The sequence below is a fragment of the Labrenzia sp. 5N genome (genome assembly GCF_012395805.1).
Taxonomy (GTDB): Bacteria; Pseudomonadota; Alphaproteobacteria; order Rhizobiales; family Stappiaceae; genus Roseibium; species Roseibium algicola.
The window spans coordinates 383699-409354 of the sequence record NZ_JAAZTM010000014.1; the positions used below are offsets into that span (position 1 = coordinate 383699).

A 25656-nucleotide genomic window follows, 5' to 3' on the forward strand; every position below is an offset into this window, starting at 1 on the left:
CCTTTCACTCATTGGGTGCCGGGACCTTAACAAACACCGGTTTCATTACAACAGCCGGTCTCGGAAAAATCGGGAATGAACCGAAAAGTGCTGATTAAGTATTTGTAATTAAATAAATATTTTTTGTAAAACTTTTCTGACACATTCGTGGGCAGCACACTCCAGGCGTGCTGCCCACTGTTTTTCAGCTGGCTTCATGCGCCCTGATAGTCCGGCATGCGCCGCTCGATCCATCCGGTGAGGCCCTCGTGAACGTCCCGCGTGGCTGCCATGCGTGCAAACTGCTCCTGTTCGATTTGCAGGCCTTCGGAAATGGTCGTGTTGAGCCCGCGCGTGACGGCAGTCAGGATCCTGGAAGCAGCCAGCGGCGAGTGACGAAGGATGCGCTCTGCGAGGGCAAAGGCCGCCTCCAGTTCGCTGCCGTCGGTGACGACCTGGTTGACCAGTCCGAGCTCATGAGCTTTGTGCGCGGAAAAGCTGTCACCGGTGAGAAGCAGTTCCAGGGCCCGTTTGCGGCCTGCAAGGCGCGGCAGACGCTGCGTGCCGCCGAAGGTCGGCGGGATGCCGATATTGATCTCCGGTTTGGCAAAGAGTGCGCTTTCGCAGGCGACGGCAAGATGAACCGCTTCGGTGATCTCGCAACCGCCGCCGTAGGCCAGACCATTGACAGCGGCGATGACCGGCTTGGGAAAGTTTTCCAGGCGCGCAGTCATGCGCTGGCCCCGCTGGCAAAATTCGCGTACCGCGACGTCTATGCCCTCCGCGATGGTGCGCGAAAACTCGTGAATGTCTCCACCCGCCGAAAAGGCGCTCCTGCCTGCGCCGGTGATGACGACAGCACGAATGCCGTCGTCCGCTTCCAGTTCGTTCAGATGTGCCAGGATGAGGTCGTTCGTAGCGTAGTTGAGCGCGTTCAGCTTCTCGGGCCTGTTGAGGGTAAGCAGCGCAATGGGGCCGTGGCGGTCCAGAAGAACAGGGGCAGTCATGGGCTTTGTCCTTGGTTGAAAGTCGATGGCAGGACGCTAGCGATGACGCGCATTGAAGTATATTCACTGGTGAGTATACTTGATCGATGATCAAATCTGCCGAAACAGCCAGAGAGCGGATCCTGACCGCTGCCAACAAGCTCTTCTATGCGGAGGGAATCCGTGCCGTCAGTCTCGACACGATCGCGGAGAAGGCAGGTATCACCAAGAAGACGGTTTATTACCATTTCAAGAGCAAGGACGACCTGATCGAAGCTTATCTGGCCTCACGAGATCAGCCCAACCTCAATCAGTTCCGGAAGTGGTTTGGGGAGGCCGAAGGTGATCTGCCGGACAAGGTGGAGGCAATCTTCCGCCAGATAGCGCTTTCTGCAAGGCACCCGAAATGGAAAGGCTGCGGTTTCCTGCGAACGGCGGCGGAACTTGCCAATATGCCCGGGCATCCGGCGATGAAGGTTGGTGCCGGTCACAAGAAGAAATTCGAGGCATGGATGGCGGAAGAGTTCGAGGCTGCAGGTGTCGGCGGGGCGCCGCACCTGGCCCGCCATATCGTGCTGCTTCTGGATGGCGCGTTTTCAACCATCCTGGTTCACCGCGATCCTGCTTATGCGGAAGCTGCAGGAGAGGCGGCGCGGGCACTGGTAGCATCGCTGATGCTCAATCAGGCAGGCTGACGATCAGTTCCGTCCCCATGAAAGCCTGGCTCCGCCAGTCTTGCTGGGGCACTGGGCTTTCACTCGATCTCTTGCCTTGCTGAGCCTCGGCCTAGAAGAACGCAGGATTGCGGGCGACGATTTGATCGACCTGCTGCAACGTGCCTGACAGATGTTCGCGGACAGCGGTTTCCGTGGCCGTTTCGTCACTTGCCTCGATACCAGCCAGGATGAGGCCGTGATATCGCAGGATGCTGGCGGGTTTACCGGGGTCGGGTAGGTTGAGATTGCGCAGCCGGTCGATATGGCCGGAGCGCGACGCTACGAGCTGACACAGGCTGGCAAGCCCGACCGCCTTGAACAGCGACAGGTGAAAGCGTTTGTCGAAGGTGGCAAAGAGGCCAAGATCGCCCTCGGCATGTGCCGTTTCCTGAAGCTTGAGGATCTGACGGGCAGGGGCGATGGAGGATTTGTCTTCCTGTCTGGCCAGGGTGCGTGTCACCTCCAGTTCCAGCGACAGGCGCAGAAACTGGGTTTCGCGGGCATGGTCGACATCGATCTTGGAGACTTCGGTCTTGGATTGCGGATAGATGGTCAGCAACCCTTCTTCTTCCAGCTTCATCATCGCATCGCGCACAGGGGTCTGGCTAACACCGTAGTGGGTAGCCAGATCCGTCCGCGACAGGCTGAGCCCGGGCTTGAGGTCCAGCGAGATGATCCGCGCGCGCAGCGATTCCTGGATCTGCTGGCTGACGGAGATCCGCCGGATCCTTTCACCGCTGCCGGCGTCTGCCGCTTTGTTCGGGTCGTCCAGCAACCGAGCCAGTTCAACCGTCATCGCTGATCCTCTCATTCAAACGTACGATTCTTCTCGGGAGAAGATAGAACAGACTTGCAAGAAATGCACTAATATATTAATGCATCAGATAGCGGGAGGAGGAGCTCCCCGCGCAATCGAGTGGAGGACACCATGAAATTCACCGCCGCTGCCCTGGCAGCTTCGGTCTCCGTCATCGCAACAATGGCGCAGGCCGAGACCTTCAGCATTCAGACCTCATTCAATGCAGGGGACTTTTCGACCCAGTATCTGACGGAAACCTGGCTTCCGAAAATCAAGGAAATGACCGATGGCCGCGTCGAGATCCAGCTGACGCCGAACGGATCCGTGGTGCCGGCAAGAGAAACGCCTGATGCTGTCGCAGCCGGCGTTTTGGATGGCGACTTCACTTCCGTGAACTACTTTGCAGGCCGCGAGCCGGCCTACGCCATCATGGGCGACCTCATCTCCGGCTATGACACGCCGCAGCAGATGATCGGTTTCTGCAAGGATGGCGGCGGCGAAGCCGTGATGCAGAAAGCAGCCGATGCCGTGACCGGGGGAGAAGTGCAGGTCGTTGCCTGCGGGCCTTATTCTCGCGAAGCACTGCCGGCCCGCGTACCGATCCGCACGTTCGAAGATCTGGAAGGCAAGAAGATCCGCTCTCCGGAAGGGCTTGCCGCCGCGGTCTTCCAGGCTGCCGGCGCGTCGCCGGTATCCATTCCTTTCTCCGAAGTCTATGGCGCTCTGGAAAAGGGCATTGTCGATGCAGCAGACGCCTCGGCCTACGTCAACAACGACGCGACCGGTCTGCATGACGTTGCTCCTTACCCGCTTTATCCCGGCATTCACTCCATGCCGTCGATGCAGTTCACCATCAACAAGGCGAAGTGGGATGCTTTGAGCCCGGAAGACCAGAAAGCCCTGCGCGACTGGTGGTACGAAGCCATGTTCGCAATGGCAGCTGAAGTCGACAAGAAGGACCAGGAACTGGCCGCACGGGATGGGGCTGGCGAGAAGATCGAAGTGATCAACTGGGCCCAGGAAGATCGCGACCAACTGCGCGAGATCGCCCGGAAGGAATGGGAGAACTACGCCCAGAAGTCGGACCTTGCCAAGGAAGCGCTTGACGCGAACCTCTCCTACATGACCGAAATCGGTCTCTTCAAAAACTAGGACCCGGCCAGTGACGCGTGCCCTTGCTTTCCACCTTGCAAGGTGAGGGCACGCAGCTTTCTTGCCAAAGCTCCTGCGCGCGCACAGTCTCGATGACCTGGCCTTGTGCCCGGCCGGATTTGCCTGTCCGCTTCAGGTCTGGATTCAGGGAGAGATGATGAAACGCCTATTCGCGCGTTATGCCGATGTCATGGACAGTGTCAGTGTGTTCATCGGTCATGGCTGTTCCGTTCTGTTTTTCGCCTGTATCGCGGTTTCCGCGCTCGAGGTGGTGATGCGGTACGGGTTCGACAGCCCGACTGTCTGGTCGACGGAACTTGCCATGACGCTCTGTGCTTCGGCCTGGGTGCTTGCCGTTGGTTATGTCACCCAGCGGCACCGCCATATATCCATCACCATGATCGAAACGCTGGTCAGTCCACGGGTCTGGCGCGTAATGCGCCTGTTGCAGATGGTGATTGCGGCTGGCGCGGTACTTGTCCTGACCATGGCCCTGTGGGATCCGATGCTGAAAGTTCTGAAGCGCACCGAGCACTCGGGAACCGCGCTGAACTCGATCCAGCCGACCTATCTCAAGATCCTGCTTGTTGCTGGCTGCGTTCTCTACATCCTCCAGCTTGCCGCCAACATCATTCGCTGGTGCCAGCGCACCGAAGGGGAGATCGCCGGTGGGCATTGAACTCATTACCCTTCTGATCGTCGTCGCGCTGCTGGCGCTGATGGCGCTGGGCGTTCCGCTCGGCATCACCACACTGACGGTGTCGCTGGCAACGGCGATCCTCTATTTCGGCGAACGTGCCGGCTTCTTCATCGTTGCTGCCAATGTCGGCGAGGTTCTGCACAAGTACGAGCTGATCGCCGTTCCTTTCTTTGTCTTCATGGCCAACGTCCTCGAGCGATCGGGGATCGCACAGTCACTGTTCGACAGCATGGCGATCCTGGGCGGGCGCTTCCGCGGTTCGGTCGCAGTACAGACCTGTGTGGTCGCGGTGGTGCTGGCGGCAATGTCCGGCATCATGGGCGGCGAGATCGTCATGCTCGGCCTGATCGCGCTGCCGCAGATGCTGCGGCTCGGGTATGACCGCAAGCTGTCTATCGGCATCATCTGCGCTGCCGGCGCCTTGGCAACGCTGATCCCGCCCTCGGTCGTTCTGATCGTCTACGGTCTTGCGGCCCAGGTTTCGATCACCAAGCTCTTCGCCGCCTCCGCCGTGCCGGGGCTGATCCTCGCCAGCCTGTTCATCATCTACATCCTGATCCGTGTGCGCTTCAATCCGGCGCTGGCACCGATCTATGACATTCCCGAAACCGGGTTGCCGCTGTTCCAGCGCGTCAAGTTCCTGAAAGGGGTTGTTCTGCCAGGGCTTCTGATCGGTGCCGTGCTCGGGGTCATTTATTCCGGTATCGCCACCGTAACGGAGGCCGCGGCTGTCGGAGCCGTGGGTGCTCTCGTGGTTGCTGCCGTCCGCAATGAGCTTTCGTGGAAGATGGCACGTGACGCCATGCGCCAGACGGTGCTGACGGTTGGGTCCATCATCTGGCTGGTGCTGGGGGCCGTCTCGCTGATCGGCATCTACAACCGGATCGGCGGCGGCGAATTCCTGCGCGGCCTGCTGACATCCCTTGATATCGCACCGATCCTCGTCATCGTCGTCATGATGCTGATCGTCATGGTGCTCGGCACGTTCCTGGAATGGATCGCGATCATCTTCATCACCGTACCGATCTTTGCACCGGTGGTGGTGGATCTCGGCTTTGATCCGGTCTGGTTCGGGGTGCTCTTTGCCATGAACATCCAGATCTACTACCTGTCGCCACCTTTCGGGCCAGCCTGTTTCTTCCTGAAATCCGTGGCGCCAAAAGATATCCAGCTGCAGGAAATCTTCGCCGCTGTGCTGCCGTTCATCGCCCTGCAGGCTGTCGGCCTGTTCCTGGTGCTGTTCTTCCCCGATCTGGCCCTGTGGCTGCCGAACCTGCTGGATTGAGGAGGTTGAGATGAAAATCACCGACAAGGATCTCACCCGCCAGGATGAGGATATCGCACCGGGAGAATTCGCGGACGAAGAACGCCGCGACGACCGCTTCGGCAACTGGCCGGAGGTTGCAGGCCTCGTCTTCACCCTCATCGTCATCTGGCTGACCTTTGCCTTCACCGGATAAAATCATGACGCACAAAGCCCCAAAAGACTTACGATCCGCGCGCTGGTTCGCTCCTGACGATCTGCGCAGCTTCGGTCATCGCTCGCGGATGATGCAGCTCGGCTACTCGGAAGAGGACTTCCGTGACAAGCCGGTCATTGGCGTGCTCAACACCTGGTCGGAGCTGAACACCTGTCATTCCCACTTCAAGGAGCGGGTGCAGGACGTGAAGCGCGGCGTCTTCCAGGCGGGAGGCTTTCCCGTCGAAATGCCGTCGCTCTCGGTCGACGAAAGCTTCACCAAGCCGACCTCGATGCTCTACCGCAACATGCTGGCCATGGAGACGGAGGAGATGATCCGTTCTCACCCGCTGGACGGCGTGGTGCTGATGGGAGGCTGTGACAAGACCACACCAGGTCTTGTCATGGGGGCGATCTCGGCGGGTGTTCCGATGGTCTATCTGCCGGCAGGCCCGATGTTGCGCGGCAACTACGCCGGCAAGATCCTGGGGTCGGGGTCCGATGCCTGGAAATACTGGGACGAGCGCCGGGCCGGCAACATTTCCGACGATGAATGGCTCGGGATCCAGGGTGGTATCGCCCGCTCGGCCGGCACCTGCATGACCATGGGGACGGCTTCGACCATGACGGCCATTGCCGACGCAATGGGGCTGACCCTTCCGGGAGCATCTTCCATTCCGGCGGTTGATGCGGGCCATCAACGCATGGGAGCCGATTGTGGCCGTCGCATCGTTGAGATGGTCTGGGAAGACCTGACACCGGATTGGATCATCACGGATGCCGCCTGCCGGAACGCCGCTGTCGTTGCGATGGCCACCGGCTGTTCCACCAATGCGGTCGTCCACCTTATCGCGATGGCGCGCCGGGCCGGTGTGGAGCTGTCGCTCGACGATCTGGACGCCCTTGGCCGGGTGACACCGCTGATCGCCAATGTGCGACCTTCCGGCAGGGACTACCTGATGGAGGATTTCTTCTATGCGGGCGGCCTGCGCGCGCTGATGAAACAGATCGAGGACCGGCTGGATCTTTCCGCGCTGACCATCACCGGCAAGACGCTCGGTGAAAACCTGGAAGGCGCGGTCGTCTATAACGACGATGTCATCCGACCTCTCTCCAACCCGGTGTACGAGGAAGGTTCGCTCGCCGTTCTGCGCGGGAACCTCTGCCCTGACGGGGCCGTGATCAAACCGGCGGCCTGCGATCCGAAGTTCCATTTCCACGAAGGACCGGCCCTGGTCTTCGACAGCTACCCGGAAATGAAGGCGGCCATCGATGACGAGACCCTGGAGGTCACGCCGGACCACGTCCTGGTGCTCCGCAATGCCGGGCCTCAGGGCGGGCCGGGTTTTCCCGAATGGGGCATGCTGCCGATCCCCAAGGCGCTGATCAAGCAGGGCCATCGCGACATGCTGCGGATCTCCGATGCGCGCATGTCCGGCACCTCCTATGGTGCCTGCGTGCTGCATGTCGCGCCGGAAAGCTATGTCGGCGGACCGCTGGCGCTGCTGAAGACCGGTGACATCGTCCGGCTGGATCTCGCCAACCGCCGCCTCGACATGCTGGTGGGGGAGGTGGAACTGGAGGCCCGCAGGGCCGCCTGGCAGGCCCCCGTGCCACGGTTTGAGCGCGGCTACGGTTATCTCTTCCAGCGACACGTCACCCAGGCCGACAAGGGCTGCGACTTCGACTTCCTGCAATCCGACTTCGGCCGCACCGCCGGCGAACCCGATATCTACTGAGGACATCATGAGCGACTACACACTTTCCGACGACACCCGCGCGAAACTGAAAAAGGTCTCGACGGCTTCCGTCGCGACGGCGCTCTACAAGCGCGGCCTGCGCAACCAGTTCATTCAGGGTGTGGTGCCGGTAGCTCCGAAAGACGAAAAAATGGTCGGTCAGGCTTTCACGCTGCGCTATATTCCGGCTCGGGAAGACCGCAATCCGATCACGGTTTTTCGCAATCCGGACCATCCGCAGCGGGTTGCGATGGAAACCTGCCCGCCGGGCCACGTTCTGGTGATGGATGCGCGCAAGGATGCGCGCGCGGCAACGGCCGGTTCCATCCTGATCACCCGGCTGGCGCTACGCGGCGCTGCCGGTGTTGTCTCCGACGGTGGTTTCCGGGACGCGGAAGGTATCGGCGCACTCGACATGCCTGCCTATTACGCCAAGCCGTCAGCTCCGACCAACCTGACCCTGCATGAGGCGCTGGACATCAACGTCCCGATATCCTGCGGCGATGCTCCGGTCTTCCCCGGTGACGTTCTGGTCGGCGACAAGGATGGCGTCATGGTGATCCCTGCACATCTGGCCGACGAGCTTGCGGACGAATGCACCGGCATGGAGAGCTTTGAGGATTTCGTGCTGGAAGAAGTAAAGGCCGGAACGCCGATCATCGGTCTCTATCCGCCGACGAAGGAAGAGAACGTGCAGAAATACGACGCCTGGCGACAGAAAACCGGGCGGTAGGGGGGGGCGTATGCTCTAACCAACCCAAAACCTCATCCTGAGGAGCCGCAATGCGGCGTCTCGAAGGATGGGCGGCACATTCCGAGCGAGCAGCCCATCCTTCGAGACAGCGCTGAAGCGCTTCCTCAGGATGAGGTTGCGTGTGTGGGGCTGCGGAGTTCGATTGAACATAACCCCAATTAGCCTCGCGTTCTTTGCGGGCCAGCCTACCTTGCCGGCGTGCCCTTCGCGCGGAAATGGCGTTTCTGGGCGGCGATGCGGAACTGGGCGTTGGCGGCGCCATAGCCCTTGTAGCCGCCGCGGCGTTCGACGATCTCGAAGAAGAAGCCTTCGCCGTAGGTCGGGCTGTACAGCTGGAAATATTCGCCGTTCTCGTCCCGGTCATAGAGAATGCCCGAGTTTTTCAGGTCGTTGAGGAAGTCTTCTTCCAGCCCGAAACGGGCATCCAGATCGTCGTAGTAGTTCGGCGATATCACCAGCGGGGTGAAACCGTTGGCTTGCAGTGCCTTCACCGTCTTGAAGATGTCGGCGGTTTCGAAGGCAATATGCTGCACACCCGATCCGAAACCTTCCGAGATGAAATGCCCGGCTAGGGTCCTTCGGTTCTCCGCCCCGTTCAGCGTGATCCGCAGGCTGCCGTCATCGTTTTCGATGGCCTGGCTGCGGACGAGGCCCGCCGGGTCGATGACATCCACCATGGCAGTCTTCTCCGTGTCGAAGATCGACCGGTAAAACAGAAGCCAGGTGAGCATCTCGTCATAGTTCATCGTCTCGGCCAGGTGGTCGATGCGGAGCAGGCCGGCATCACCTGTCGCCCCACCCTGGCCAACTGGTTCGAACTCGATTTCCCACACCCGTGACAGATCCTTGCTGTCGTCGACGAAATGAATGACGCTGCCGCCGAGGGCGCGGATCGCTGGGATCTTCAATTCGCCCGGCCCGACCGGCTGTTCGAAGGTTTTGGCCCCCAGGGTCTCGGCACGGGCAACAGTTGCCGAAGCGTCTGCAACCTTAAGGCCGATGTCACAGACATTGGTGCCATGCGAGATGTAGGACGCATGGGCGAAGCCGCGCGGGTCGGTGTTGATGACGATGTTGATGCCGCCTTGCCGCCAGAGTTCGACCTCCTTGGAGACGTGCTTGCCGGCCTTGTGGAAGCCGAGCGTCGTCAGCATGGCCGACAAGTCGGTTGCTTCCTTGCGGTCGGCGGCAAATTCAACGAACTCGATACCTGCAACCGGTACCCTGTCGGGCATTTCGGGAACGGGGATCCGGATGCCGGGTTCGGTTCGCCGTACCTGGTCCATTAGGTAGAGCAGGGAGCGGTAGCCATCGACCGCAATGGATTTCGGCGAACCGCCACGGAACTGGTCGTTGAAAATCTCCAGCGACAGCACGCCGTCATAACCTGTTGCCGCAACGGCCCGCATGAAACCGGTCACGTCCAGATCACCTTCGCCTGGCATGTTGCGGAAATGGCGGCTCCAGTAGAGCAGGTCCATGTTGAAGTTCGGCGCGTCGGCCAGCTGTACAAAGAAGATCTTGTCGCCGGGAATGGCCCGGATCGAATCTGGGTCTATCTTGCGCGACAGGGTGTGGAAGGAATCCAGGATCAGGCCCACGTTGGGGTGGTCTGCCCTGCGCACGATTTCCCAGGCATCGCGGTGATCGTTGACGAAACGGCCCCAGGCGAGGGCCTCATAGCCGATGCGGATACCGCTCTTGGCGGCAAGGTCACCCAGCTCTGCAAGATCATTGGCGGCACGATCTATGCCACCAAGCGCGATGGGAGATACGTTGGAGCAGATCAGAACAAGATCCGCGCCCATTTCCTGCATGAGGTCGAATTTGCGTTCTGCGCGGGCGAAGGTCCGGCTGCGCTGTGGCTCGGGCATGCCTTCAAAGTCGCGGAAGGGCTGAAACAGCGAGATCTCCAGGCCATGGTCGCGGACCATCTGGCCGACATCCTTCGGACTGCGGTCAAACGCCAGGAAGTCGTTTTCGAAGATCTCGACGCCATCGAAGCCTGCAGCCGCGATTGCGCTGAGCTTTTCGGCTAGGTCACCTGCGATGGAGACTGTGGCGATGGCGGTTTTCATGGGGACCTTCCGTGGGTTCAATAGCCCATTATGCGGGGCAGCCAGATGACCGTTTCCGGTACAAATGTGAGGAGGAGCAGCACCAGAACTTCTACGAAGAAGAACGGCAGGATGGCCATGGTCAGCCGGGCCATGCCGACCTGGGCGATGCCTTCTGCGACGAACAGACAAAGGCCGAGTGGCGGGGTGATCAGGCCGATCATCAGGTTGAAGATGACAAGGATGCCGAAGTGGACCGGGTCCACGCCCATGCCGACTGCAATCGGGTGCAGAATGGGCACCAGCACCAGCATGGCGGCGATGCCTTCCAGAAACAGTCCGACGAACAGGAACAGGAGAATGGTGGCAATCAGGAACGTGGTCTTGCTGTCCACATTCAACAGCACCCAGTCGGTCAGCATGTTCGGAACGCGGTTGTAGGTCAGCAACCAGTTGGCGGCAGAGACCGCGGCAATGATGATCAGGATGACCGCACTGTCGCGCATGGCTTCGGAGAAAAGTCGTGGCAGGGAAGACAGCTTGATGTTTCGATAGACGAAGATGCCGAGGAAAAGCGCATAGGCGACAGCGAAACTTGCCGCCTCTGTCGGTGTGACGACGCCGAGCAGGATGGAGCCGACCACGAACACCGGCATCAGCAGCGGCAAGATGCCGCCTAAGATAGCCTTGCTGGCCGGTTCCGCGGTCAGCCCTATTGCCTGATCGCCGTGATCGACCTTCACGGTCAGCATTACGAAGACGGAGAGGAAAATCGCCAGCAGAATGCCCGGGACGATGCCGGCAAGAAACAGCGCCGGCACCGAAACGCCGGAGACGATCAGCGCGTAGATGATCACTGGAATGGACGGCGGAATGATGGGCCCGATCACGGAGGAGGCCGCCGTCAATGCAGCAGCGAAGGGGCGGGAGTAGCCGTGTTTTTCCATCTCCGGAATGAAAACCCGGCCGATGGCGGATGTGTCGGCAACCGCAGACCCGGAAAGACCGGCGAAGATCACCGATGCCCAGATGTTGACGAGCGCCAGTCCGGCGCGCAGCCGGCCGACCAGCACATTGGCGAAGGCGATGATGCGGCTTGTGATGCCGCTTTCGTTCATGACCTCGCCTGCCAGCACGAACAGCGGAATGGCAAGCAGGGGGAAGGAGTTCATTCCCTTGAACATTTCCGTTGCGACCACGCGCAGGGAATAGGGTGCTTCGCCATAGCCCATGAACACCAGCAAGGCTGCAATGATGGCAAGAGCGATTGGAACGCCGGTGGCGAGCCCGATGAGAAGGATTGCGTAGATCATGCCTGCACCGCCTTGATGGCCGAGATGCGTTCAAAGAACTTGAGAGCGGCGGCCACGGCCAGCAATGCGCCGCCGATAGCGATCGCATACTGCCAGGTGCCGACCTTGGCGACCCAGACCAGCGAGTCGATGCCTGTGGTTTCCGCAAGCCAGTTGCCGGCTGATTTCAAGCCCGAAGCGTCAAGGTTGCCTCGGCGAACGGCGAAGGCATGCCCGGAAAAGGCGAGGGCAACACCGGTTGCGAAACTGACCAGGTCGACGGCCGCGAAGAGTTTTTCACGAACGGAGACGGAGAGAAAATCGGTCAGCACCGTGAAGCGGATATGCCTGTCTTGCAGATAGGCAAGCGCGAGACCGAACATGACACCGTAGATGGTCAGATAGATCGGCAGTTCCTCGCCCCAGGATACCGACTGGCCGACCGTGTAACGGCGAAGCGAATTGACGAAGATGATGGCAAAGACGAGGGCCATCGACAGGCCGGCTCCGAGCGCAAAGAGGCGCCGGGCAAATTCATTGACCGTTTTCATGTTCCAGGTCCTGCTTGTTCAGCTTTTGGCTATTCAACTGACTTTGATTGAACAGCCAAAAGCTGATCTTTTCCAACATTCCAGAACCCCGGGCGGCAATCCGCCCGGGGTCTTGACCGGATTACTGGCTCGCAGCAGCAACGGATTCCTGCAGGCGGTCGATCCAGACCGCATCTTCACCCAGTTCGCCGCGCAGATATTCAACAACCGCCGGCTGTGCCTTTTCGGCAAAGGCTGCGATTTCGTCAGCGGTCGGAGAATAGACCTGCATGCCTTCTGCCTGAACCTTGTTGACGCCTTCAGCCGTGCTCCACTGCTGGATGGAACGGCCCATGTTGCCGGCAATGCGCGCCGCACGGGCAACCACGGCCTGCTGGGCCGGAGTGAGCGACTGGTAGAACTCGTCGGAGATCAGGATGAAGTCGGCGGCATAGACGTGGCCGTCGAGGGTCATGTATTTCTGCAGCTTGTGCAGACCGTTGTTGTAGATCACGCCGACCGGGTTTTCCTGGCCGTCAACGACACCGGTGGAAAGCGCGTTGGGCAGTTCGGTCCAGGCGATCGGGGTCGGCTCGCCGCCGAGGCCTTTCACCATTTCCACATAAAGCGGGATCGGCTGCACTCGGAACTTCAGGCCTTCCATGTCCGCTGGCGTCCGGATTTCGCGAGTGCCGTTGGTGAAGTTCCGGAAGCCGGTTTCGCCATAAGCCAGCGTGCGCAGGCCGGTCTGTGCAAGGCAGTGTTCGGCAAGTGCATCACCGAAGTCACCATCCAGCACGTCCCAGGCAATGGTTGCCGAAGAGAAGGTGTAGGGAATGTCCAGAACGGACGCGGCCGGGCAAGCCTTGGACATGGCGCCGGACACCAGCACGACCTGGGTCAGGTTGTCCTGGGCCTGGGCGACCAGCTCGTCTTCGTTGCCCAGCGCACCGGCCGGAAACAGTTCCACCGTCAGATCGGTTTCGCCTTCAACGATGTTCTTGAAGATATGAGCGGCAGCACCTTTCTTGGAGGCGGTCCATTCGTCCGGGTCGACATGGGCCAGACGGATAGTCTGAGCCTGGGCCGCGGCGGCGAGGCCGACTGTGAGAAGGGCAGTAGCTGCCAGGGATGAGAATTTGAAACGCATGACTTCCTCCCGTTTGCGTAACATTTTCAAAATGACCATTTCCGCTTTCGTGATGATGCGAAACCGGAAGGGGTTAAGCGTCCGCGGTCTCCCGCGGCATTTCGTCGAAGGCGTCGAACGTCGCCTTCATTCGGACCGGATCGGCACGCCGACCGGTAAAGAGTTCAAAGGCCCGTACAGCCTGGAACACCGCCATGCCTGACCCGGGGAGCACCCGGCAGCCGAGCCTTCTCGCGCCAGCCAGGAGTTCCGTTTCGAGCGGGAAATAGACGATGTCCGCAACCCACATGTCGGGCTTGAGCAGCGCGAGCGGGAACGGTGTTCCTGGTGTCTTGGCCATGCCGACCGGGCTTGCGTTGACGATGCCGGACAGGTTGGCGCAGCTTGCAGCATCAACGGTCGTGACCGGTTCCACGGTCAGTCCCTGACGATTTGAGCGGACCTGCCGGGCAAGTTGCTCCACGCGCACGGTGTCGACGTCGAAGATCTTCAGGTGCTGGACACCGCAATCCGCCAGCGCGTGGGCAACTGCAACGCCGGCTCCACCAGCGCCGATGAGAAGCACCGTCTTCAGGGACACGCCGATCATGTTCTGGCGAAAACTCTCGGCAAATCCCCACAGGTCGGTGTTGTGGCCAATGCGCTTTCGATCCCGGAACACGATGGTGTTGACCGAGCCGACAGCCGCCGCGTTGGGCGATAGCTGGTCGAGCAGCGGGATAACTTCCATCTTGAACGGGTAGGTCACGTTGAGACCGTTGAAACCAGTCACTTCGGCCGCGTGCACAATAGCTTTCAGGTTCTGTTCGTTCTCGGGAAGCGTATCGACATCGATAATGCGATAGACGCCGCGCAGACTCTGTGCTGCTGCTTCGGCCATGTGCATTTCCGGCGTCCTGGAACGGGTAATACCCCTTCCGATCAGGCCGGCCAGTACGATGTTGCTTGCTGCTTCCACCCAGGTTCCTCCCAGAAACCTCATTTGGCAGCCCCGTTGTCGGGGTCTGTATGGCTGGAGACCGCATCTCCTGAGTTTCAAAATGTACTAACCAGTTAATTCAGTCAAGCGAAATGTACTGTCCGGTTAATTTAGGCTGGTAACCCGGTCCGGGCTGGTTTAGAAAAAGGCATGTCGATCAATGAATCTGAGCTGCCGGAAAAAAATTCTTCACGGGGTCGCTGGAAGCAGGACCCGGAGGGAGTGCGTGCGAATATCCTGGCCGTCGCCCTGGAGGAGTTCTCCGCGAACGGTCTTTCCGGTGCGCGCATGGATGAAATCGCGGCCAAGACACGCTCGTCCAAGCGCATGATCTATTACTATTTAGGCGACAAGGAGAGCCTCTACCTCAAGGCTCTGGAAGCGGCCTACAAGAAGGTGCGCAAAGGCGAAGAACAGCTGGAGCTGAACCATTTGCCGCCAAGGGATGCATTGTCGAGGCTTGTGGCCTTCACTTTCGATCATCATCGCGAAAGCCCGGCGTTCATCCGTCTGGTCATGATCGAAAACATTCATCATGGCCGCTATCTCGAGCAGTCGGACGAGATCAAAAGCCTGAACGAAGCGGCGATTTCCCAAATTGCCGGCATTTATGCAAAAGGGGTGGCCGAAGGCGTCTTCCGCGATGGCCTGACGCCTTTGAGGATCCATTGGCTGATCTCGGCCATGAGCTTTTTCAACGTCTCCAACGCAACGACCTTCTCCATGCTGTTTGGTCCGGAATTGCAGTCGGCATCCGGTCAGGTTTCCCTCAAGGGCGATGTCTGCGAAACGGTAATGCGTTTCGTCGCTGCCTGATGCGCGAGCGCCAGCAAGGCTCTTCTTCTGTACCCACCTTCTAGTTTCCTCCCCTGATCCGGAGGCTGCTCAGCCTGTGGCGGCAATTGACAGCGCCAAAGAAACTATATAACTAGAAATATAGTTATATTAAATGAGGCGCAGATGGATCTGGAAATTGCAGCGCAAGGGTTCGCGGCACTGGGCTCGGAAGCCCGGTTGCAGGTGGTGTTGACCCTGGTGAAAGCCGGGCAGGGTGGTTTGACGGTCGGCGATATTCAGACCCGCACGGGCATGCCTGCGTCAACGCTTGCGCATCATCTGAAGTTTCTCGCCTCGGCAGGCCTGGTGTCCCAGGAAAAGGACGGCCGCTCGGTCATCAACCGGGCAGCCTATGGCCATCTGGAAAACCTTGCCGGTTACATCCTGAAAGAGTGCTGCGTGGACGAAAAGGGTTGTGAGTGCCCATCCTCGCAAAAGGAGCCCGCCGATGTCTGATGCGATGAACAACCTTCGGCCGAGTGGCGGCGGCGCAAGCTGTTGCGCTCCGAAGACCGCCTGCTGCAGCACGCCGGCTTCGAAATGGTCCCTGAAGTCTCTCGCCGTTTCGAAATACCTTCTGTCGACCTGGACGATTGTCGTCGGCGGTCCGTTGCTGGTGCTGGTACTGGACCAGCCGCACTTCGTCGCTTTCGTAACCTTCGCGCTCTCCGCCTTCGCGGGAACATTGCCGTATATTGCTTTTGCCGTTGCTTTGATCGCCTGGCTCAAGGCGGCCGGCGCAGAGGCGTTTGTCGGACGTGCGTTCGAGGGACGCGAGACACAGGCAATCTTTCTCGCAGCCCTGTTTGGTGGTCTTGCACCGTTCTGTTCCTGTGAAGTCATCCCGTTCATTGCCGGTCTTCTGGCAGTTGGTGCGCCGTTGTCAGCCATCATGGCGTTCTGGCTGTCCTCTCCCTTGATTGACCCGCCGACATTGCTGATCACTGCCGGTGCACTGGGATGGCCCTTTGCCGTCGGCAAGGCGGTCTTTGCGGTGGCGCTGGGTCTTTTCGGCGGTTTTTCCGTCGCACTTGCGCTGCGTAGCGGCCTTCTGGCCAATCCGGTGAAAATCGGGGCGGCGACCGGTGGCTGCGGCTGTGGCGCTTCTGCGAAGACAGGGCGGCCGGTCTGGCAAATCTGGAAAGAGACTGAGCGCACCGATAAGTTCCGGATCGAACTGAAAGCCAATGCACTGTTTCTGATCAAGTGGCTGGCACTGGCGTATGTGCTGGAAGCAGCTCTCGTCACCTATGTCCCCGCAAACCTGATTGCGCGGGCTGTTGGCGGCGACGGGCTGGGGGCAATTCTTCTGTCCGCATTGATCGGCATGCCTGCCTATCTCAACAGCTACGTGGCACCGCCACTTCTGGCTGGTCTGATGGACCAGGGGATGAGCGCCGGGGCCGCGATGGCGTTCATGATTGCAGGCGCTGTCAGCTCGATCCCGGCAATGGCTGCCGTCTGGTCACTGGTCAGGCCGCAGGTCTTTGCCGCTTACATCGGTCTGGGATTTGCGGGTGCGGTGCTGTCCGGTCTTGTTTTCCAGCTGATCTTTTGAGGGAGTGACAATGCGTACGAACGTTTCTGTCACGGTCAGATCGGATGAGGCTCGCCACAAACTGCTGGTGCCGGTCGGCTTGCCGACGCCACACCAGATGCCGGTTGGTTTCGAGATCAGGGGCGGAAAGCTGGGCCTGGCCGGAGAAATCACTACCGGCCAGATGGTGGCCGTGGTGTCGGTGGAACCCGGGGCAGACGTTGTGGTGAATTACGAATACCGCGACGAAGGGCCGGGCTATCCTGATGCAGTGTTTGCGCCACTGCGCAACCGTTTTACCCGGGCAGCTCAAGATCTCGTCTATGATGCGATCAACATTGCCGACAGTCAGCCCGACGGTCACGCTGCCATTCAGGCGCTCGTCAACGCGGCGGCCGAAAAGTTCCGCTATGCCCATCCTCAGGTTCGTTTCAACGAGGGGTGCGAAGAAGTGCCCTATCTGTCGTGCGGGCTGACCGAAGGGTCCTGCGTCGACATCAACACCTACCTGATCGCCAGCCTGCGTGCCGCCGGCTTCGAAGCCGGTTACGTGACCGGATACTTTTTCCCGCAAGAAAAGAACGGCAGCTGCGACGACATGCACTGCTGGGTGGTGACACGGCATCAGGGCGTGGTGCTGGAGTGGGACATTGCCCATCACCTGAAGATGGGCACACGGGAGATCTGCTGCGGGCTCAACCCGAAGCCGGGTGACCGGGTTGCGCTGGCCCATTCGATGGGGCTGACATTTCCCGAACTGGGGATCTTCTGCGAAAAACTGATTGCAGAGCCCGTCTGGCTTTCGCCGGACGGGCTGGAAAAGGCGGAGATCACGATCCGACGGGATATCGTCTGACGTTGTCAGGGGAGGAGGTCTCTCACCCCTTCTTGCGGCTGAAGACCATCTTCTGGTTGGCGAGGCGTTCCGGCGGGCCGATCCAGGCCCAGGCCAGAAGTGCCGGCTCCAGTTTGGACACGGTGATCCGGTGCATATGCTCCGGCGGGTTGAAGATCATCGAACCGGGGGCATAGACCCCCTGGTGATTTTCCGAAACCGCTCCTGAAACGCAGATATAGCTTTCCGATATGCCGCTGTGCGCGTGGGCCGGATATGTACAGCCCGGTGCGAACAGGACCAGGCCCAGAATGACGTCCGTCGTCAGAACCGGTCCGTTCGGTCCGCAGATTTCCGCGTAGGCATACGTCTTGTCGAGGCCGCGCGGCACTTTCTCGTAGCCATACTGCCAGATGAGATGGTCCCGGACACTTTCGATAGCGCGCACCAGCGGAGCGGTTCGCTCCTGCTTGCCTTCGTCAAGGGCACGCCGGAGATGTGCCGTCACGGGTTTGTGGGCCGGGGCATCGAAGCGCATTTCCGGATCGGATTTCAGCACCCGCCCAATTGCCTCGCGCACCGCGCGCTGATGTGCCCGGATCTTGTCGCTGCCACCGGACGAGAGGAACCGGTAGGCCTCGTAGAATTCCCGCAAAAGATAGCCCCAATCCGGGAACTCGGCGAGGCGGCGGCTGGCCAGAGGCTGTTCTTCCGACATGTTATTTTCCAGCACGGCTTGTCCTCCCGCACCCTGATCACGATCGGCCTGAGCCTATCGGAACGGAGCGTAGCGGCTTCTCTCTTTACGGCAACCGAAAATACATAACCGTCATGCGCGGTTTGCGTCAGAACGTCTCTTGCGCTCGCCGGACAGGCAGATAATCTGGCCCTCCATTCCGCAGGACAGAATTCATGACAGTTGTGATTGTTGGAGCCGGTGTTTCCGGACTTTCCACCGCTTGGGCCCTGACAAAACGAGGTGTGCCCGTCACGCTTCTGGAACAGGGACCAATCCCCAACCCGCTTTCGGCATCCGGTGACCAGCACCGTATCATCCGCCGGGCCTATGGCGGCCAGGGCGGCTATCAGCGCCGCATCGGCGATGCCTACGCTGCATGGGACGAAATGTGGGACGACCTGGGTGAGAAGCACCTCGCCGAGACGGGATTCATGCTGTTGTCGCAGGAACCGGGCGATGGCGGCGAGGTCTATCGGGACGGTCTGGTCGAGGGCGGTTATCCGTTCGAGGACCTGACACCGGAAGAAACGGCGAAACGGTTTCCCTTCGTTGATCCGGCGACGATCCGTTATGGCGCTGTCAGCGACGAGGGCGGCGTTCTGCTGTGCCAGAAAATTGCAGCCGGGGTGCGCGACTGGCTGATCGCCAAGGGAGCTGATGTGCGCGAGAACGCACAGGTGACTGCCGTCGACACATCCGCGGGCACGGTGACCCTTGCCGATGGCAGCACGGTCTCCGGAGAGCATGTGATCGTGACGGCCGGTGCCTGGACGCTGGGGCTCTTCCCGAAGCTGGACATCAGCCTGACGACTTACCGGACCGCGGTTGTCTATCTGACGCCGCCTGAAGATCTGCGCGAGGCCTGGGAACGATCGCCGGCGATTCTCGATCCGGGCGGCCCGATCGACGGTTACATCCTGCCTCCGGTCGCCGGAACCGGCCTCAAGTTCGGGGCGGGTATTCACAAGTACAAGGCTCCGCCGAACCAGGATCGGATACCGGTTGCAGGCGAAGGCGAGACCCTGCGCGACTATTTCTCTCCGCCGTTCGGCCGGATCAAGGAATACCGCGTCGATGACGTCGTCACCTGTGCCTACACCTTCACCTCAGACGAGCATTTCTTCGCAATGAGCGAAGGCAAGACCACTGTCGTCTCGGCCTGTTCCGGACATGGCTACAAGTTTGGTGCCGTCGTGGGGCAGAAACTGGCGGAAGGCTTTACCGGCAACGACATGGACGCTGCGCGCGTGTGGCTGGAAGCACGCGATTAAGTTATCCGGCGTAAAAAAGAAGGCTCCGGCTTGCGAGATTGCCGGAGCCTTTTCTGTTTCGGCTAGTGCCGGGAAGATACCATCCGCATCATGATGCCATCCTTCAGGGCGATATGATGGTAGAGCGCTCCCAGCACATGCAGTGCGATCAGCACGATGAAGAACGGCTTGCTCAATTCGTGAATTTCTTCCGCAGTGTGGATGCCGCCGTACCAGGCCAGAAGTCCGGTGATCGGTGCCAGCAACATCAGCAGATAGAGCAGGCCGTGGACACCCCTGGCGGCCAGTTCCTGGGCTCTTGAAGTGGGGAGCGGGGCAGGGACGCCGAATTTTGCCCGCACCAGAAGACGGATGACAGTCAAGGCCAGAACGGCAATGCCAACCCAGATGTGGGCATTTGCCAGAAAGGCGGTTGCCGCATCCGGCACGCCGCCGTCGCGCAGCACGTGTTTGAGATCGCCCATGCTTTCGCCGAAGATCAGCTGAAACAGGATCAGGGCGGCGATCACCCAGTGCAGAATGATATGGATCGGGCTGTAGGACGCTGGCTGTGTCGTGGACATGGCGCGCTTTGGCTCCTCGCAAAGAAAAGAAATGCCAAATATTAGTGCCACGCCAGGGCAGGCAGAGGTATCGGGGATTTGTACTATTTGGTAACAGGCCCAGGCGGTTTTGCGACAATTGGAACAAACGGACCTGTGCCCAGCGGTCAGGCGGTTTTTGAAGGACGGGAGGCATCATGCCAGCTGATATCAGAACGCTGACGGGTGAGGAGTTGACAGCTGCGCTGAACGATCTTGCGCGCCTGAGGATATCCGTCTTCCGCAGCTGGCCATATCTCTATGAGGGGTCTCTGGAGTACGAGGCCGGATACCTGCAACGCTATGCCCGGACGGACGGGGCGGTGATTGTCGGTGCATATGACGGCGGCCGGCTGGTTGGCGCGGCGACAGGTGAGCCCCTCGGTGCCGAACTGGAGGCTTTCAAAACCCCTTTCCTCAAGCAGGGACTGGATCCGGAAAACGTCTTCTACATGGCCGAATCCGTTCTGGACCCTGCCTACCGTGGCCAGGGCATCGGCCATCGCTTTTTTGACGAGCGCGAAGCGCACGCCAGGCGGCTCGGTTTCGGTGAAGCAGCCTTCTGTGCGGTGATCCGCCCGGACACGCACCCGCTGAAGCCGGCGGACTACGCCCCGCTCGATCCGTTCTGGCGCAAGCGCGGTTATGAAAAGCTGGAGGGTGTCGTCGTGACGTTTCCCTGGCGCGATGTCGGCGAGAACGAAGAAACCGACAAGCCGATGCAGGTTTGGCACCGGAACCTTTGAGGAAACCCGGCAGCCCGCCGACCGGTGAAGGAAGCTTTGGACAAAAGAAAACCGGAGCCTGGAAACCAGGCCCCGGTTTTTTTTGGTTCCTGCGCGTGGTTACTTCAGCGTCCAGCGGATGGTGACATTCGCGCTGATGGTTTCCTCGCCCGCCTCGATCGGCACATCGGCGGACTTGGCCATCATCATGCCCTCGGCGCGCATCATGTAGGGGCGCGGCATTTCGGTGCCGGTTTCCGTGATGTCGGCAATGGTGCCGAGATCGACACCGGCAGCGGCCGCAAAGATGCCTGCCTTGTGCCGAGCATCCTCGACGGCCTTCTTGCGGGCTTCATCCAGTATCTCGTCGGCATTGCTGACTTCAAAGCGAATGGAATCGACCGAGTTTGCACCGCTTTCGACGACAAGCGTCAACAGCCCGCCAAGCTTGGCCAGGTCGCGGATCTTGACCTCAACGCCGTTGCGAACCTCATAACCGGCAATATCCGGCTGGCTGCTGGAGTTCTTGGAGTGATCGTAGCGCGGGTAGATGCCAAACCCCTTGGTCTGGATGTCCTTGGCTTCGATGCCGTTTGCTTTCACCGCTTCAATGACCTTGGCGATTGCAGCGCTGTTTTCGGCCAGAACGTCGGCAGTGGATTTGCCGGTTGTGACGACGCTTGCGGAAATGACGGCCATGTCGGGGGCAACGGAAACTGCACCGCGGCCCTGCATGGTGATCGTGCCGGCCGGTGCCGGGGAATCCTGCGCGACAGCCGGTGCGGCACTCACGAGCGCGGCACTGAGGCCAGCGGCCAGAACAGCCTTGCGCAGCAGGGAGACGGAGGGGAAAAGAGGGGCATTCATATGAACTTATCCTTGATGGAAACAGTTTGTTCGATGGCCGGACACTCGCTTGTGATTGCGGCGGCGTAATGACGGTTGTGTTCATCTGCCGTTCATCGGCAAAACCCGGCAGATGTCCTCGAAAGTCGTTTGAGAATCTTCCCCGGAGGCCTAACCCGTGGTGCCGGTCTTGCCCGACAGGCCGCCGACCTCGCCGGTCTGCGACAACAGAATCGCAATCGGCCTGGAACCTTCGAAACGGGCGCAGACGATCACTATCATCACCGTCAGCGGGACGCACAGAACCATGCCGACAACACCCCAGATCGCCCCCCAGAAGGCCAGCGACAACATGATTACGAGACCGGACAGATTGAGGTTGGATCCCATCAGGCGCGGTTCGACCAGATTGCCGATGGTGAACTGGATGAGGCCGAGGCCTGTCGCAATCGCGATAAAGGGACCGAGCGTGTCGTAATAGACCACCGCCAGGAGGCTGGGAAAGATCACGCCGATCAGCGAACCGATGGTTGGAATGTAGTTGAGCAGAAAGGCGATGAAGCCGAACAAGGCCGCGTAAGGCAGGCCGATGGCGATCAGAACAAGGCTGGTCAAAACGCCCGTGGCAACGGAGACGGCGGTCTTGATCGAGAAATAATGCATGATCGAGCGGTTGATCTCGGCCCGCATGGCAAACGCGGCTTCCGCCCGCTCGGGCGAAGGAAACAGGCGTTCGAACTTGCGGTCGAATGTCGACTGCTCGAGCACCAGGAACAGGACATAGATGAACACAAGACTGGCCGACCCGGCCAGCGTCGTCACCAGGCTCGCCCCCGCGGTCACCATGCGCGGCACGATGGAATCGGGCAGAAGGTCCTTCAACTCGATCGGATCATTAAGGTGCAGTTGGGTGGATGCCTGGGTGAAGAGTTCTTCCAGCCGCCGCTGATAGGTTGGTGCGTCCAGTGCAAGCTGGGTGAGATTGACGGTCACGATGTCGAGCACCACGGTGCTGGCAAAGAAGATCGTCAGCAACGCCAGTGAAAACGACACCAAACGGGGCAGGCGCCAGCGGCCAAGCGGAATATGCGCAAAGACATGTGCCAGCGAGTTGATCATGTACCAGACGATCAGCGCGATCACGAACGGCAGGATGAGGGACCGCCCGACCACCAGCAGCCAGCCGATCATGCACACAAGCAGGACACTCAGCGTGGCGGTGAGAAGCGGTGATCGCATGGTGGCTCCGGCGGGCGAGTTTGGCAGGTCTGTTCCCCGGGCGACTCGTCAAAGGCCCGGCTGCCTCATTTAGACCCGATGGCGCAGGCGAACGGAACCGCTTTTTCCATTAAGGCGATCTAGACCTCCTGAGAAACGCTTCCACCGCGCCAGTTTCCCAACCTTTTTCACCCTGCCGTTGCAAAGCACTTGCCCCGGAGATTGGCCATGGTATAGGGAACCAGACGCAGGGCCTTGCAAAGGCTTCGCCCTGCCGTGGGCCTGTAGCTCAATTGGTTAGAGCCGTCCGCTCATAACGGATTGGTTGGGGGTTCGAGTCCCTCCGGGCCCACCACTCCACTTTCGGGGTGTTGATTTTCCTGCATTTTTTCCTCTTTTTGTCCCACTGGATTTGATGGTGGAGGAAAGTGGGACATTTTTCGGTTTCGTTGATATTTCAAGGTGCTCGAACGCTGACTTGGCGAGACGTACTTGTTCAGCCTTTTTGGTGTAGATCCGAGCAGTCTTTGAATCGGTCCAGCCGAAGACGGCCATTAGCTGGTATTCCGTAGCGCCAGCTTCTGCCAGCACGGTCGCAGCCGACTTTCGTAGACCATGAGAAGAACACTGTTTAAGCCCCGCCGCGTTGCACCAGTCCCGCATCTTGTTGCCAAAGCCGTTCGAGCTGAACGGTTTGCCGTACTCTGTCGTCAGAAAGGTATCATGGCCTTCTGGGACGTCGCGGAGCGCGTCCATGAGGGCCCTTGTGATTGGCAAGACAAGCAATTCATTCTTGCTTCCTTTCTGCGGTACCAGCTTGATTGTGTCGCCATCAAGGTTGTCCGGACCGAGCTGAACCAAATCTGACCTGCGAATTCCCAGGTTATAGAGTAGCTCGAACGCCAAACGGGCTGTGGTGCCGATAGGGTAATGTTCCCGGAACGTCGCTATTTCGCTTGCGGACCAGGTATGAAATCCGTCTGAGCGGTTGATCTTCGAAATTCCTTCAGCTGGATTTCGTGGCAACGGAAACCGCGCCATGAGATCAACGTCATTCATCGCCCAATTAAATAGAGCTTTCAGATATTTTACGAGTTTGTCCGCTGCCGCGGGTGTTTCACGGCGTTTCATTTGGCTGGCTTCCACATCGGACTTTCTTAGCTTCTGGAACGGCAGGTGGCCGACTGCCGCGCAATAGCGCCCCAAGACGCTGTACTTATCTCGTCGAGTGGTCTGATCCTGCTGTTGAAACGCCTTGGATCGCTGATACTGGGCAAATAGCCAGCCAATTGAACCTGGATCCCAGTCATCAGCCTTCTTGGCTGCTGGTTGGTTGACGTTGCCTGCCATAACCCGATGATACTCGGCGACGAATACCTCTGTGATATTGCCCTTCGCGTCGAGGAATGCGGACTGCATACGGTATTTGGGCAAGCCTGGCCGACGCAGATAAAACCGGACGTTGCCGTGCCGATCCACATCTGCTGAACAATATTTAAAGGGTATCTTTTTTCGACTAGCCGACGGCATAGTCGAACGGGTTTTCGGCGTCTTCATCTTCTGCAGTTGCCGTCGCTTCGGTCAGGTCATGAAGGCTCGATCGGAGGTCATCGACAAACCACCTTCTTAGTCCACCAATCTTATACCCTCTTGGCATCCAGCCGCGACCGACCCACGTGTCGAAAGTTGTTGGTGAAATGTCCAGCATGTCGGCGGCGGTAGATCTGCTGACAGCCAGCTTTATAGACCTTGTGTGTTTCTGCGAAAGGGTCATTGCAGCCACCAATGCCCTCAAGCTCTAGAAGAAGTGTGGGCCGCCGTTTCGCCGATTGGCGGTATCGTATTATTCTTGATGAATTCCTCGATTGCGCCATCTGGAATGAAAATTCCACCACCAATCCTTACGTGTCGCAGTTCGCGATTTTCAACGAGCTTGCGAATACGGCTTATTGGCCAACCTGTCCGGTTTGCCAGTTCTTTAATTGATTCCAATCCCAGAGCCATTGTATCGAATTTTCTCCACTGGTATGAAAAACTTAGCTTTAGCAACGTAGGAAGCTATCATTTCCTACTTAGTACAAAAATCTGTACCGAGGTCAACCCTGAAGTGTCTGAAATTGGCAAACGATTAGCGGTTGTTCGAGAAAGTGCCGGATATTCGCAAATCCCGTTCGCGGAAAAACTCGGTGTTTCCCAGAGCTCCTACAAGAACTACGAACGCGGGGCTTCGCCGGTTCCCGTCGGCTTGGTCTGCAGGATTTGCGAGGAATACGATGTGTCGCCAGCATGGCTCTTGCTGGGTGAGGGACAGATAAAAAGTGAGATGAATGGTGAGCTTGTCGAAGCCGCTGTTCTTGCTGTGGAAAAATTTGCGCAAATGAATGATTTGGAGCCGCCACTAGAGAGGAAAGCCAAATTAATTCGATTTGTATATGAAGAGGCAATTTCAGGAAGAGACTTCGGCGATAAAGAGCTGAGGCGAATATTTAATACGGTCTTGTGAGATCTCTATGAAAAATGAAAAGGCAGAAGTGATTTCTGAAGCACTTCTAACAAAACTCAATCAGAAGTTCTCTGAGAATTCCGAAAACGATAGCAGCGACGGTTTGTTTGGTGGGCTCGCTTTCTACAGAAAGAAGCGAAGGATCGGTAATCATCCCATTTTTGGTGGGTTTTAAAACTGGACTTCAGGCTGCTGTTTTCAGTTTCATTGCAGGCGTTATACCGCCGATGGCCATGTTGGGCCGCTCGTTGTTGTATGTCCATAGCCAGCGT

Annotated in this window: 27 protein-coding genes, 1 tRNA gene and 1 pseudogene; 15 read left to right on the plus strand and 14 right to left on the minus strand. The window is 59.1% G+C overall.

The genetic code is table 11. The features are described from left to right. Window positions 1-194: 194 nt before the first annotated feature. Window positions 195-986 carry a crotonase/enoyl-CoA hydratase family protein gene (locus HEP89_RS15340; protein ID WP_168692418.1) on the minus strand — a complete coding sequence of 264 codons (792 nt, stop codon included), beginning with the start codon at window positions 984-986 and terminating at the stop codon, window positions 195-197. Window positions 987-1072: 86 nt separating this feature from the next. On the opposite strand from HEP89_RS15340, the gene HEP89_RS15345 reads away from it, so the two are divergent. Further along, window positions 1073-1660, plus strand: a complete 588-nt coding sequence (locus HEP89_RS15345; protein WP_168692419.1) for a TetR/AcrR family transcriptional regulator — start codon at window positions 1073-1075, stop codon at window positions 1658-1660. Between the two features lie 91 nt (window positions 1661-1751). Here HEP89_RS15345 and HEP89_RS15350 read toward each other — a convergent pair whose 3' ends face one another. Next, entirely contained in the window at window positions 1752-2477 is a 726-nt protein-coding gene (locus tag HEP89_RS15350) for a GntR family transcriptional regulator (RefSeq protein WP_022997936.1), read from the minus strand. Window positions 2478-2609: 132 nt separating this feature from the next. Here HEP89_RS15350 and dctP (HEP89_RS15355) point away from each other — a divergent pair, with 132 nt between their 5' ends. The 6 genes from dctP (HEP89_RS15355) (at window position 2610) to HEP89_RS15380 (ending at window position 8263) form a co-directional block, all read left to right on the plus strand. Continuing rightward, window positions 2610-3632, plus strand: a complete 1023-nt coding sequence (gene dctP, locus HEP89_RS15355; protein ID WP_022997935.1) for a TRAP transporter substrate-binding protein DctP — start codon at window positions 2610-2612, stop codon at window positions 3630-3632. Between the two features lie 157 nt (window positions 3633-3789). Then, window positions 3790-4311, plus strand: a complete 522-nt coding sequence (locus tag HEP89_RS15360; RefSeq protein ID WP_167579666.1) for a TRAP transporter small permease — start codon at window positions 3790-3792, stop codon at window positions 4309-4311. Next, on the plus strand, window positions 4301-5617 hold the full coding sequence (locus HEP89_RS15365; protein WP_022997933.1) for a TRAP transporter large permease subunit: 1317 nt from the start codon (window positions 4301-4303) through the stop codon (window positions 5615-5617). Before HEP89_RS15360 ends, HEP89_RS15365 begins: the two co-directional genes overlap by 11 nt. 10 nt (window positions 5618-5627) lie before the next feature. Next, the gene (locus HEP89_RS15370) at window positions 5628-5792 is read left to right on the plus strand and encodes a hypothetical protein (protein ID WP_168684698.1); all 165 of its coding nucleotides are present in this window, start codon (window positions 5628-5630) and stop codon (window positions 5790-5792) included. 4 nt (window positions 5793-5796) lie between these two features. Next, complete coding sequence (gene araD / locus HEP89_RS15375; protein WP_077292213.1) at window positions 5797-7530, plus strand: L-arabinonate dehydratase; 1734 nt, start codon at window positions 5797-5799, stop codon at window positions 7528-7530. Window positions 7531-7537: 7 nt separating this feature from the next. Continuing rightward, the gene (locus tag HEP89_RS15380; protein WP_168692420.1) at window positions 7538-8263 is read left to right on the plus strand and encodes a ribonuclease activity regulator RraA; all 726 of its coding nucleotides are present in this window, start codon (window positions 7538-7540) and stop codon (window positions 8261-8263) included. 206 nt (window positions 8264-8469) lie between these two features. Here HEP89_RS15380 and HEP89_RS15385 read toward each other — a convergent pair whose 3' ends face one another. The 5 genes from HEP89_RS15385 to HEP89_RS15405 all read right to left on the minus strand — a co-directional run bounded on the left by HEP89_RS15385 (window position 8470) and on the right by HEP89_RS15405 (window position 14295). Further along, on the minus strand, window positions 8470-10362 hold the full coding sequence (locus HEP89_RS15385; protein WP_168692421.1) for a bifunctional sugar phosphate isomerase/epimerase/4-hydroxyphenylpyruvate dioxygenase family protein: 1893 nt from the start codon (window positions 10360-10362) through the stop codon (window positions 8470-8472). A gap of 17 nt (window positions 10363-10379) precedes the next feature. Further along, window positions 10380-11654 carry a TRAP transporter large permease gene (locus HEP89_RS15390; protein WP_168692422.1) on the minus strand — a complete coding sequence of 425 codons (1275 nt, stop codon included), beginning with the start codon at window positions 11652-11654 and terminating at the stop codon, window positions 10380-10382. Continuing rightward, a complete protein-coding gene (locus tag HEP89_RS15395; RefSeq protein WP_022997926.1) occupies window positions 11651-12184 on the minus strand; it encodes a TRAP transporter small permease subunit in 534 nt (177 codons plus the stop codon). The genes HEP89_RS15390 and HEP89_RS15395 overlap by 4 nt, the downstream gene beginning before the upstream one ends. Window positions 12185-12305: 121 nt before the next feature. After that, on the minus strand, window positions 12306-13313 hold the full coding sequence (gene dctP, locus HEP89_RS15400) for a TRAP transporter substrate-binding protein DctP (protein WP_031268177.1): 1008 nt from the start codon (window positions 13311-13313) through the stop codon (window positions 12306-12308). A 73-nt stretch (window positions 13314-13386) separates the two neighbouring features. Continuing rightward, window positions 13387-14295: a shikimate dehydrogenase gene (locus HEP89_RS15405; RefSeq protein ID WP_168692423.1), complete on the minus strand. Its 909-nt coding sequence runs from the start codon at window positions 14293-14295 to the stop codon at window positions 13387-13389. A gap of 147 nt (window positions 14296-14442) precedes the next feature. Here HEP89_RS15405 and HEP89_RS15410 point away from each other — a divergent pair, with 147 nt between their 5' ends. The 4 genes from HEP89_RS15410 (at window position 14443) to HEP89_RS15425 (ending at window position 17522) form a co-directional block, all read left to right on the plus strand. Next, the gene (locus HEP89_RS15410; protein ID WP_168692424.1) at window positions 14443-15108 is read left to right on the plus strand and encodes a TetR/AcrR family transcriptional regulator; all 666 of its coding nucleotides are present in this window, start codon (window positions 14443-14445) and stop codon (window positions 15106-15108) included. A gap of 144 nt (window positions 15109-15252) precedes the next feature. Continuing rightward, on the plus strand, window positions 15253-15585 hold the full coding sequence (locus HEP89_RS15415; RefSeq protein ID WP_075284283.1) for a metalloregulator ArsR/SmtB family transcription factor: 333 nt from the start codon (window positions 15253-15255) through the stop codon (window positions 15583-15585). Next, window positions 15578-16687: a permease gene (locus tag HEP89_RS15420; RefSeq protein WP_197923223.1), complete on the plus strand. Its 1110-nt coding sequence runs from the start codon at window positions 15578-15580 to the stop codon at window positions 16685-16687. The genes HEP89_RS15415 and HEP89_RS15420 overlap by 8 nt, the downstream gene beginning before the upstream one ends. A gap of 10 nt (window positions 16688-16697) precedes the next feature. Then, entirely contained in the window at window positions 16698-17522 is an 825-nt protein-coding gene (locus tag HEP89_RS15425) for a transglutaminase-like domain-containing protein (protein WP_168692425.1), read from the plus strand. Between the two features lie 22 nt (window positions 17523-17544). Here HEP89_RS15425 and HEP89_RS15430 read toward each other — a convergent pair whose 3' ends face one another. Continuing rightward, on the minus strand, window positions 17545-18219 hold the full coding sequence (locus HEP89_RS15430; RefSeq protein WP_031268172.1) for a dimethylsulfonioproprionate lyase family protein: 675 nt from the start codon (window positions 18217-18219) through the stop codon (window positions 17545-17547). A 194-nt stretch (window positions 18220-18413) separates the two neighbouring features. On the opposite strand from HEP89_RS15430, the gene HEP89_RS15435 reads away from it, so the two are divergent. Then, window positions 18414-19511 carry an FAD-dependent oxidoreductase gene (locus HEP89_RS15435; RefSeq protein ID WP_168692426.1) on the plus strand — a complete coding sequence of 366 codons (1098 nt, stop codon included), beginning with the start codon at window positions 18414-18416 and terminating at the stop codon, window positions 19509-19511. A gap of 62 nt (window positions 19512-19573) precedes the next feature. On the opposite strand, the gene HEP89_RS15440 is transcribed toward HEP89_RS15435, so the two are convergent. Continuing rightward, the gene (locus HEP89_RS15440; RefSeq protein WP_022997916.1) at window positions 19574-20074 is read right to left on the minus strand and encodes a cytochrome b/b6 domain-containing protein; all 501 of its coding nucleotides are present in this window, start codon (window positions 20072-20074) and stop codon (window positions 19574-19576) included. 176 nt (window positions 20075-20250) lie between these two features. On the opposite strand from HEP89_RS15440, the gene HEP89_RS15445 reads away from it, so the two are divergent. Beyond that, on the plus strand, window positions 20251-20838 hold the full coding sequence (locus HEP89_RS15445) for a GNAT family N-acetyltransferase (protein WP_168692427.1): 588 nt from the start codon (window positions 20251-20253) through the stop codon (window positions 20836-20838). 99 nt (window positions 20839-20937) lie between these two features. Here the strand turns inward: HEP89_RS15445 and HEP89_RS15450 are convergent, their stop codons facing one another. Next, window positions 20938-21684: an SIMPL domain-containing protein gene (locus tag HEP89_RS15450; RefSeq protein ID WP_075284287.1), complete on the minus strand. Its 747-nt coding sequence runs from the start codon at window positions 21682-21684 to the stop codon at window positions 20938-20940. A gap of 150 nt (window positions 21685-21834) precedes the next feature. Then, entirely contained in the window at window positions 21835-22902 is a 1068-nt protein-coding gene (locus HEP89_RS15455; protein ID WP_023014617.1) for an AI-2E family transporter, read from the minus strand. Window positions 22903-23159: 257 nt separating this feature from the next. On the opposite strand from HEP89_RS15455, the gene HEP89_RS15460 reads away from it, so the two are divergent. Next, window positions 23160-23236, plus strand: a tRNA-Ile gene (locus HEP89_RS15460). Between the two features lie 152 nt (window positions 23237-23388). Here the strand turns inward: HEP89_RS15460 and HEP89_RS29980 are convergent. From HEP89_RS29980 to HEP89_RS15475, 3 genes and pseudogenes are all read right to left on the minus strand, one after another. Next, a pseudogene (locus HEP89_RS29980) lies at window positions 23389-24438 on the minus strand (tyrosine-type recombinase/integrase); the annotation flags it as partial. Further along, on the minus strand, window positions 24398-24655 hold the full coding sequence (locus tag HEP89_RS15470) for a hypothetical protein (protein ID WP_062487836.1): 258 nt from the start codon (window positions 24653-24655) through the stop codon (window positions 24398-24400). The pseudogene HEP89_RS29980 and the gene HEP89_RS15470, both read right to left, overlap by 41 nt. Before the next feature lie 17 nt (window positions 24656-24672). Next, window positions 24673-24885: an excisionase family DNA-binding protein gene (locus HEP89_RS15475; RefSeq protein ID WP_197923224.1), complete on the minus strand. Its 213-nt coding sequence runs from the start codon at window positions 24883-24885 to the stop codon at window positions 24673-24675. A 103-nt stretch (window positions 24886-24988) separates the two neighbouring features. On the opposite strand from HEP89_RS15475, the gene HEP89_RS15480 reads away from it, so the two are divergent. Further along, window positions 24989-25384, plus strand: coding sequence for a helix-turn-helix transcriptional regulator (locus HEP89_RS15480; RefSeq protein ID WP_168692428.1), 396 nt, complete (start codon window positions 24989-24991; stop codon window positions 25382-25384). The last annotated feature ends 272 nt before the right edge of the window (window positions 25385-25656 follow it).

Bases quoted from the DNA above. Each gene is read 5' to 3' on its own strand.
- HEP89_RS15410 (WP_168692424.1), top strand. From the start codon at position 14,443: ATGTCGATCAATGAATCTGAGCTGCCGGAAAAAAATTCTTCACGGGGT.
- HEP89_RS15470 (WP_062487836.1), bottom strand. From the start codon at position 24,655: ATGACCCTTTCGCAGAAACACACAAGGTCTATAAAGCTGGCTGTCAGC.
- HEP89_RS15390 (WP_168692422.1), bottom strand. From the start codon at position 11,654: ATGATCTACGCAATCCTTCTCATCGGGCTCGCCACCGGCGTTCCAATC.
- HEP89_RS15430 (WP_031268172.1), bottom strand. From the start codon at position 18,219: ATGTCGGAAGAACAGCCTCTGGCCAGCCGCCGCCTCGCCGAGTTCCCG.
- HEP89_RS15350 (WP_022997936.1), bottom strand. From the start codon at position 2,477: ATGACGGTTGAACTGGCTCGGTTGCTGGACGACCCGAACAAAGCGGCA.
- HEP89_RS15440 (WP_022997916.1), bottom strand. From the start codon at position 20,074: ATGTCCACGACACAGCCAGCGTCCTACAGCCCGATCCATATCATTCTG.
- HEP89_RS15445 (WP_168692427.1), top strand. From the start codon at position 20,251: ATGCCAGCTGATATCAGAACGCTGACGGGTGAGGAGTTGACAGCTGCG.
- HEP89_RS15385 (WP_168692421.1), bottom strand. From the start codon at position 10,362: ATGAAAACCGCCATCGCCACAGTCTCCATCGCAGGTGACCTAGCCGAA.
- HEP89_RS15340 (WP_168692418.1), bottom strand. From the start codon at position 986: ATGACTGCCCCTGTTCTTCTGGACCGCCACGGCCCCATTGCGCTGCTT.
- HEP89_RS15405 (WP_168692423.1), bottom strand. From the start codon at position 14,295: ATGAGGTTTCTGGGAGGAACCTGGGTGGAAGCAGCAAGCAACATCGTA.
- HEP89_RS15475 (WP_197923224.1), bottom strand. From the start codon at position 24,885: ATGGCTCTGGGATTGGAATCAATTAAAGAACTGGCAAACCGGACAGGT.
- HEP89_RS15450 (WP_075284287.1), bottom strand. From the start codon at position 21,684: ATGAATGCCCCTCTTTTCCCCTCCGTCTCCCTGCTGCGCAAGGCTGTT.
- HEP89_RS15370 (WP_168684698.1), top strand. From the start codon at position 5,628: ATGAAAATCACCGACAAGGATCTCACCCGCCAGGATGAGGATATCGCA.
- HEP89_RS15425 (WP_168692425.1), top strand. From the start codon at position 16,698: ATGCGTACGAACGTTTCTGTCACGGTCAGATCGGATGAGGCTCGCCAC.
- HEP89_RS15455 (WP_023014617.1), bottom strand. From the start codon at position 22,902: ATGCGATCACCGCTTCTCACCGCCACGCTGAGTGTCCTGCTTGTGTGC.
- HEP89_RS15395 (WP_022997926.1), bottom strand. From the start codon at position 12,184: ATGAAAACGGTCAATGAATTTGCCCGGCGCCTCTTTGCGCTCGGAGCC.
- HEP89_RS15420 (WP_197923223.1), top strand. From the start codon at position 15,578: ATGTCTGATGCGATGAACAACCTTCGGCCGAGTGGCGGCGGCGCAAGC.
- HEP89_RS15435 (WP_168692426.1), top strand. From the start codon at position 18,414: ATGACAGTTGTGATTGTTGGAGCCGGTGTTTCCGGACTTTCCACCGCT.
- HEP89_RS15345 (WP_168692419.1), top strand. From the start codon at position 1,073: ATGATCAAATCTGCCGAAACAGCCAGAGAGCGGATCCTGACCGCTGCC.
- HEP89_RS15380 (WP_168692420.1), top strand. From the start codon at position 7,538: ATGAGCGACTACACACTTTCCGACGACACCCGCGCGAAACTGAAAAAG.
- HEP89_RS15415 (WP_075284283.1), top strand. From the start codon at position 15,253: ATGGATCTGGAAATTGCAGCGCAAGGGTTCGCGGCACTGGGCTCGGAA.
- dctP (WP_022997935.1), top strand. From the start codon at position 2,610: ATGAAATTCACCGCCGCTGCCCTGGCAGCTTCGGTCTCCGTCATCGCA.
- dctP (WP_031268177.1), bottom strand. From the start codon at position 13,313: ATGCGTTTCAAATTCTCATCCCTGGCAGCTACTGCCCTTCTCACAGTC.
- HEP89_RS15360 (WP_167579666.1), top strand. From the start codon at position 3,790: ATGAAACGCCTATTCGCGCGTTATGCCGATGTCATGGACAGTGTCAGT.
- araD (WP_077292213.1), top strand. From the start codon at position 5,797: ATGACGCACAAAGCCCCAAAAGACTTACGATCCGCGCGCTGGTTCGCT.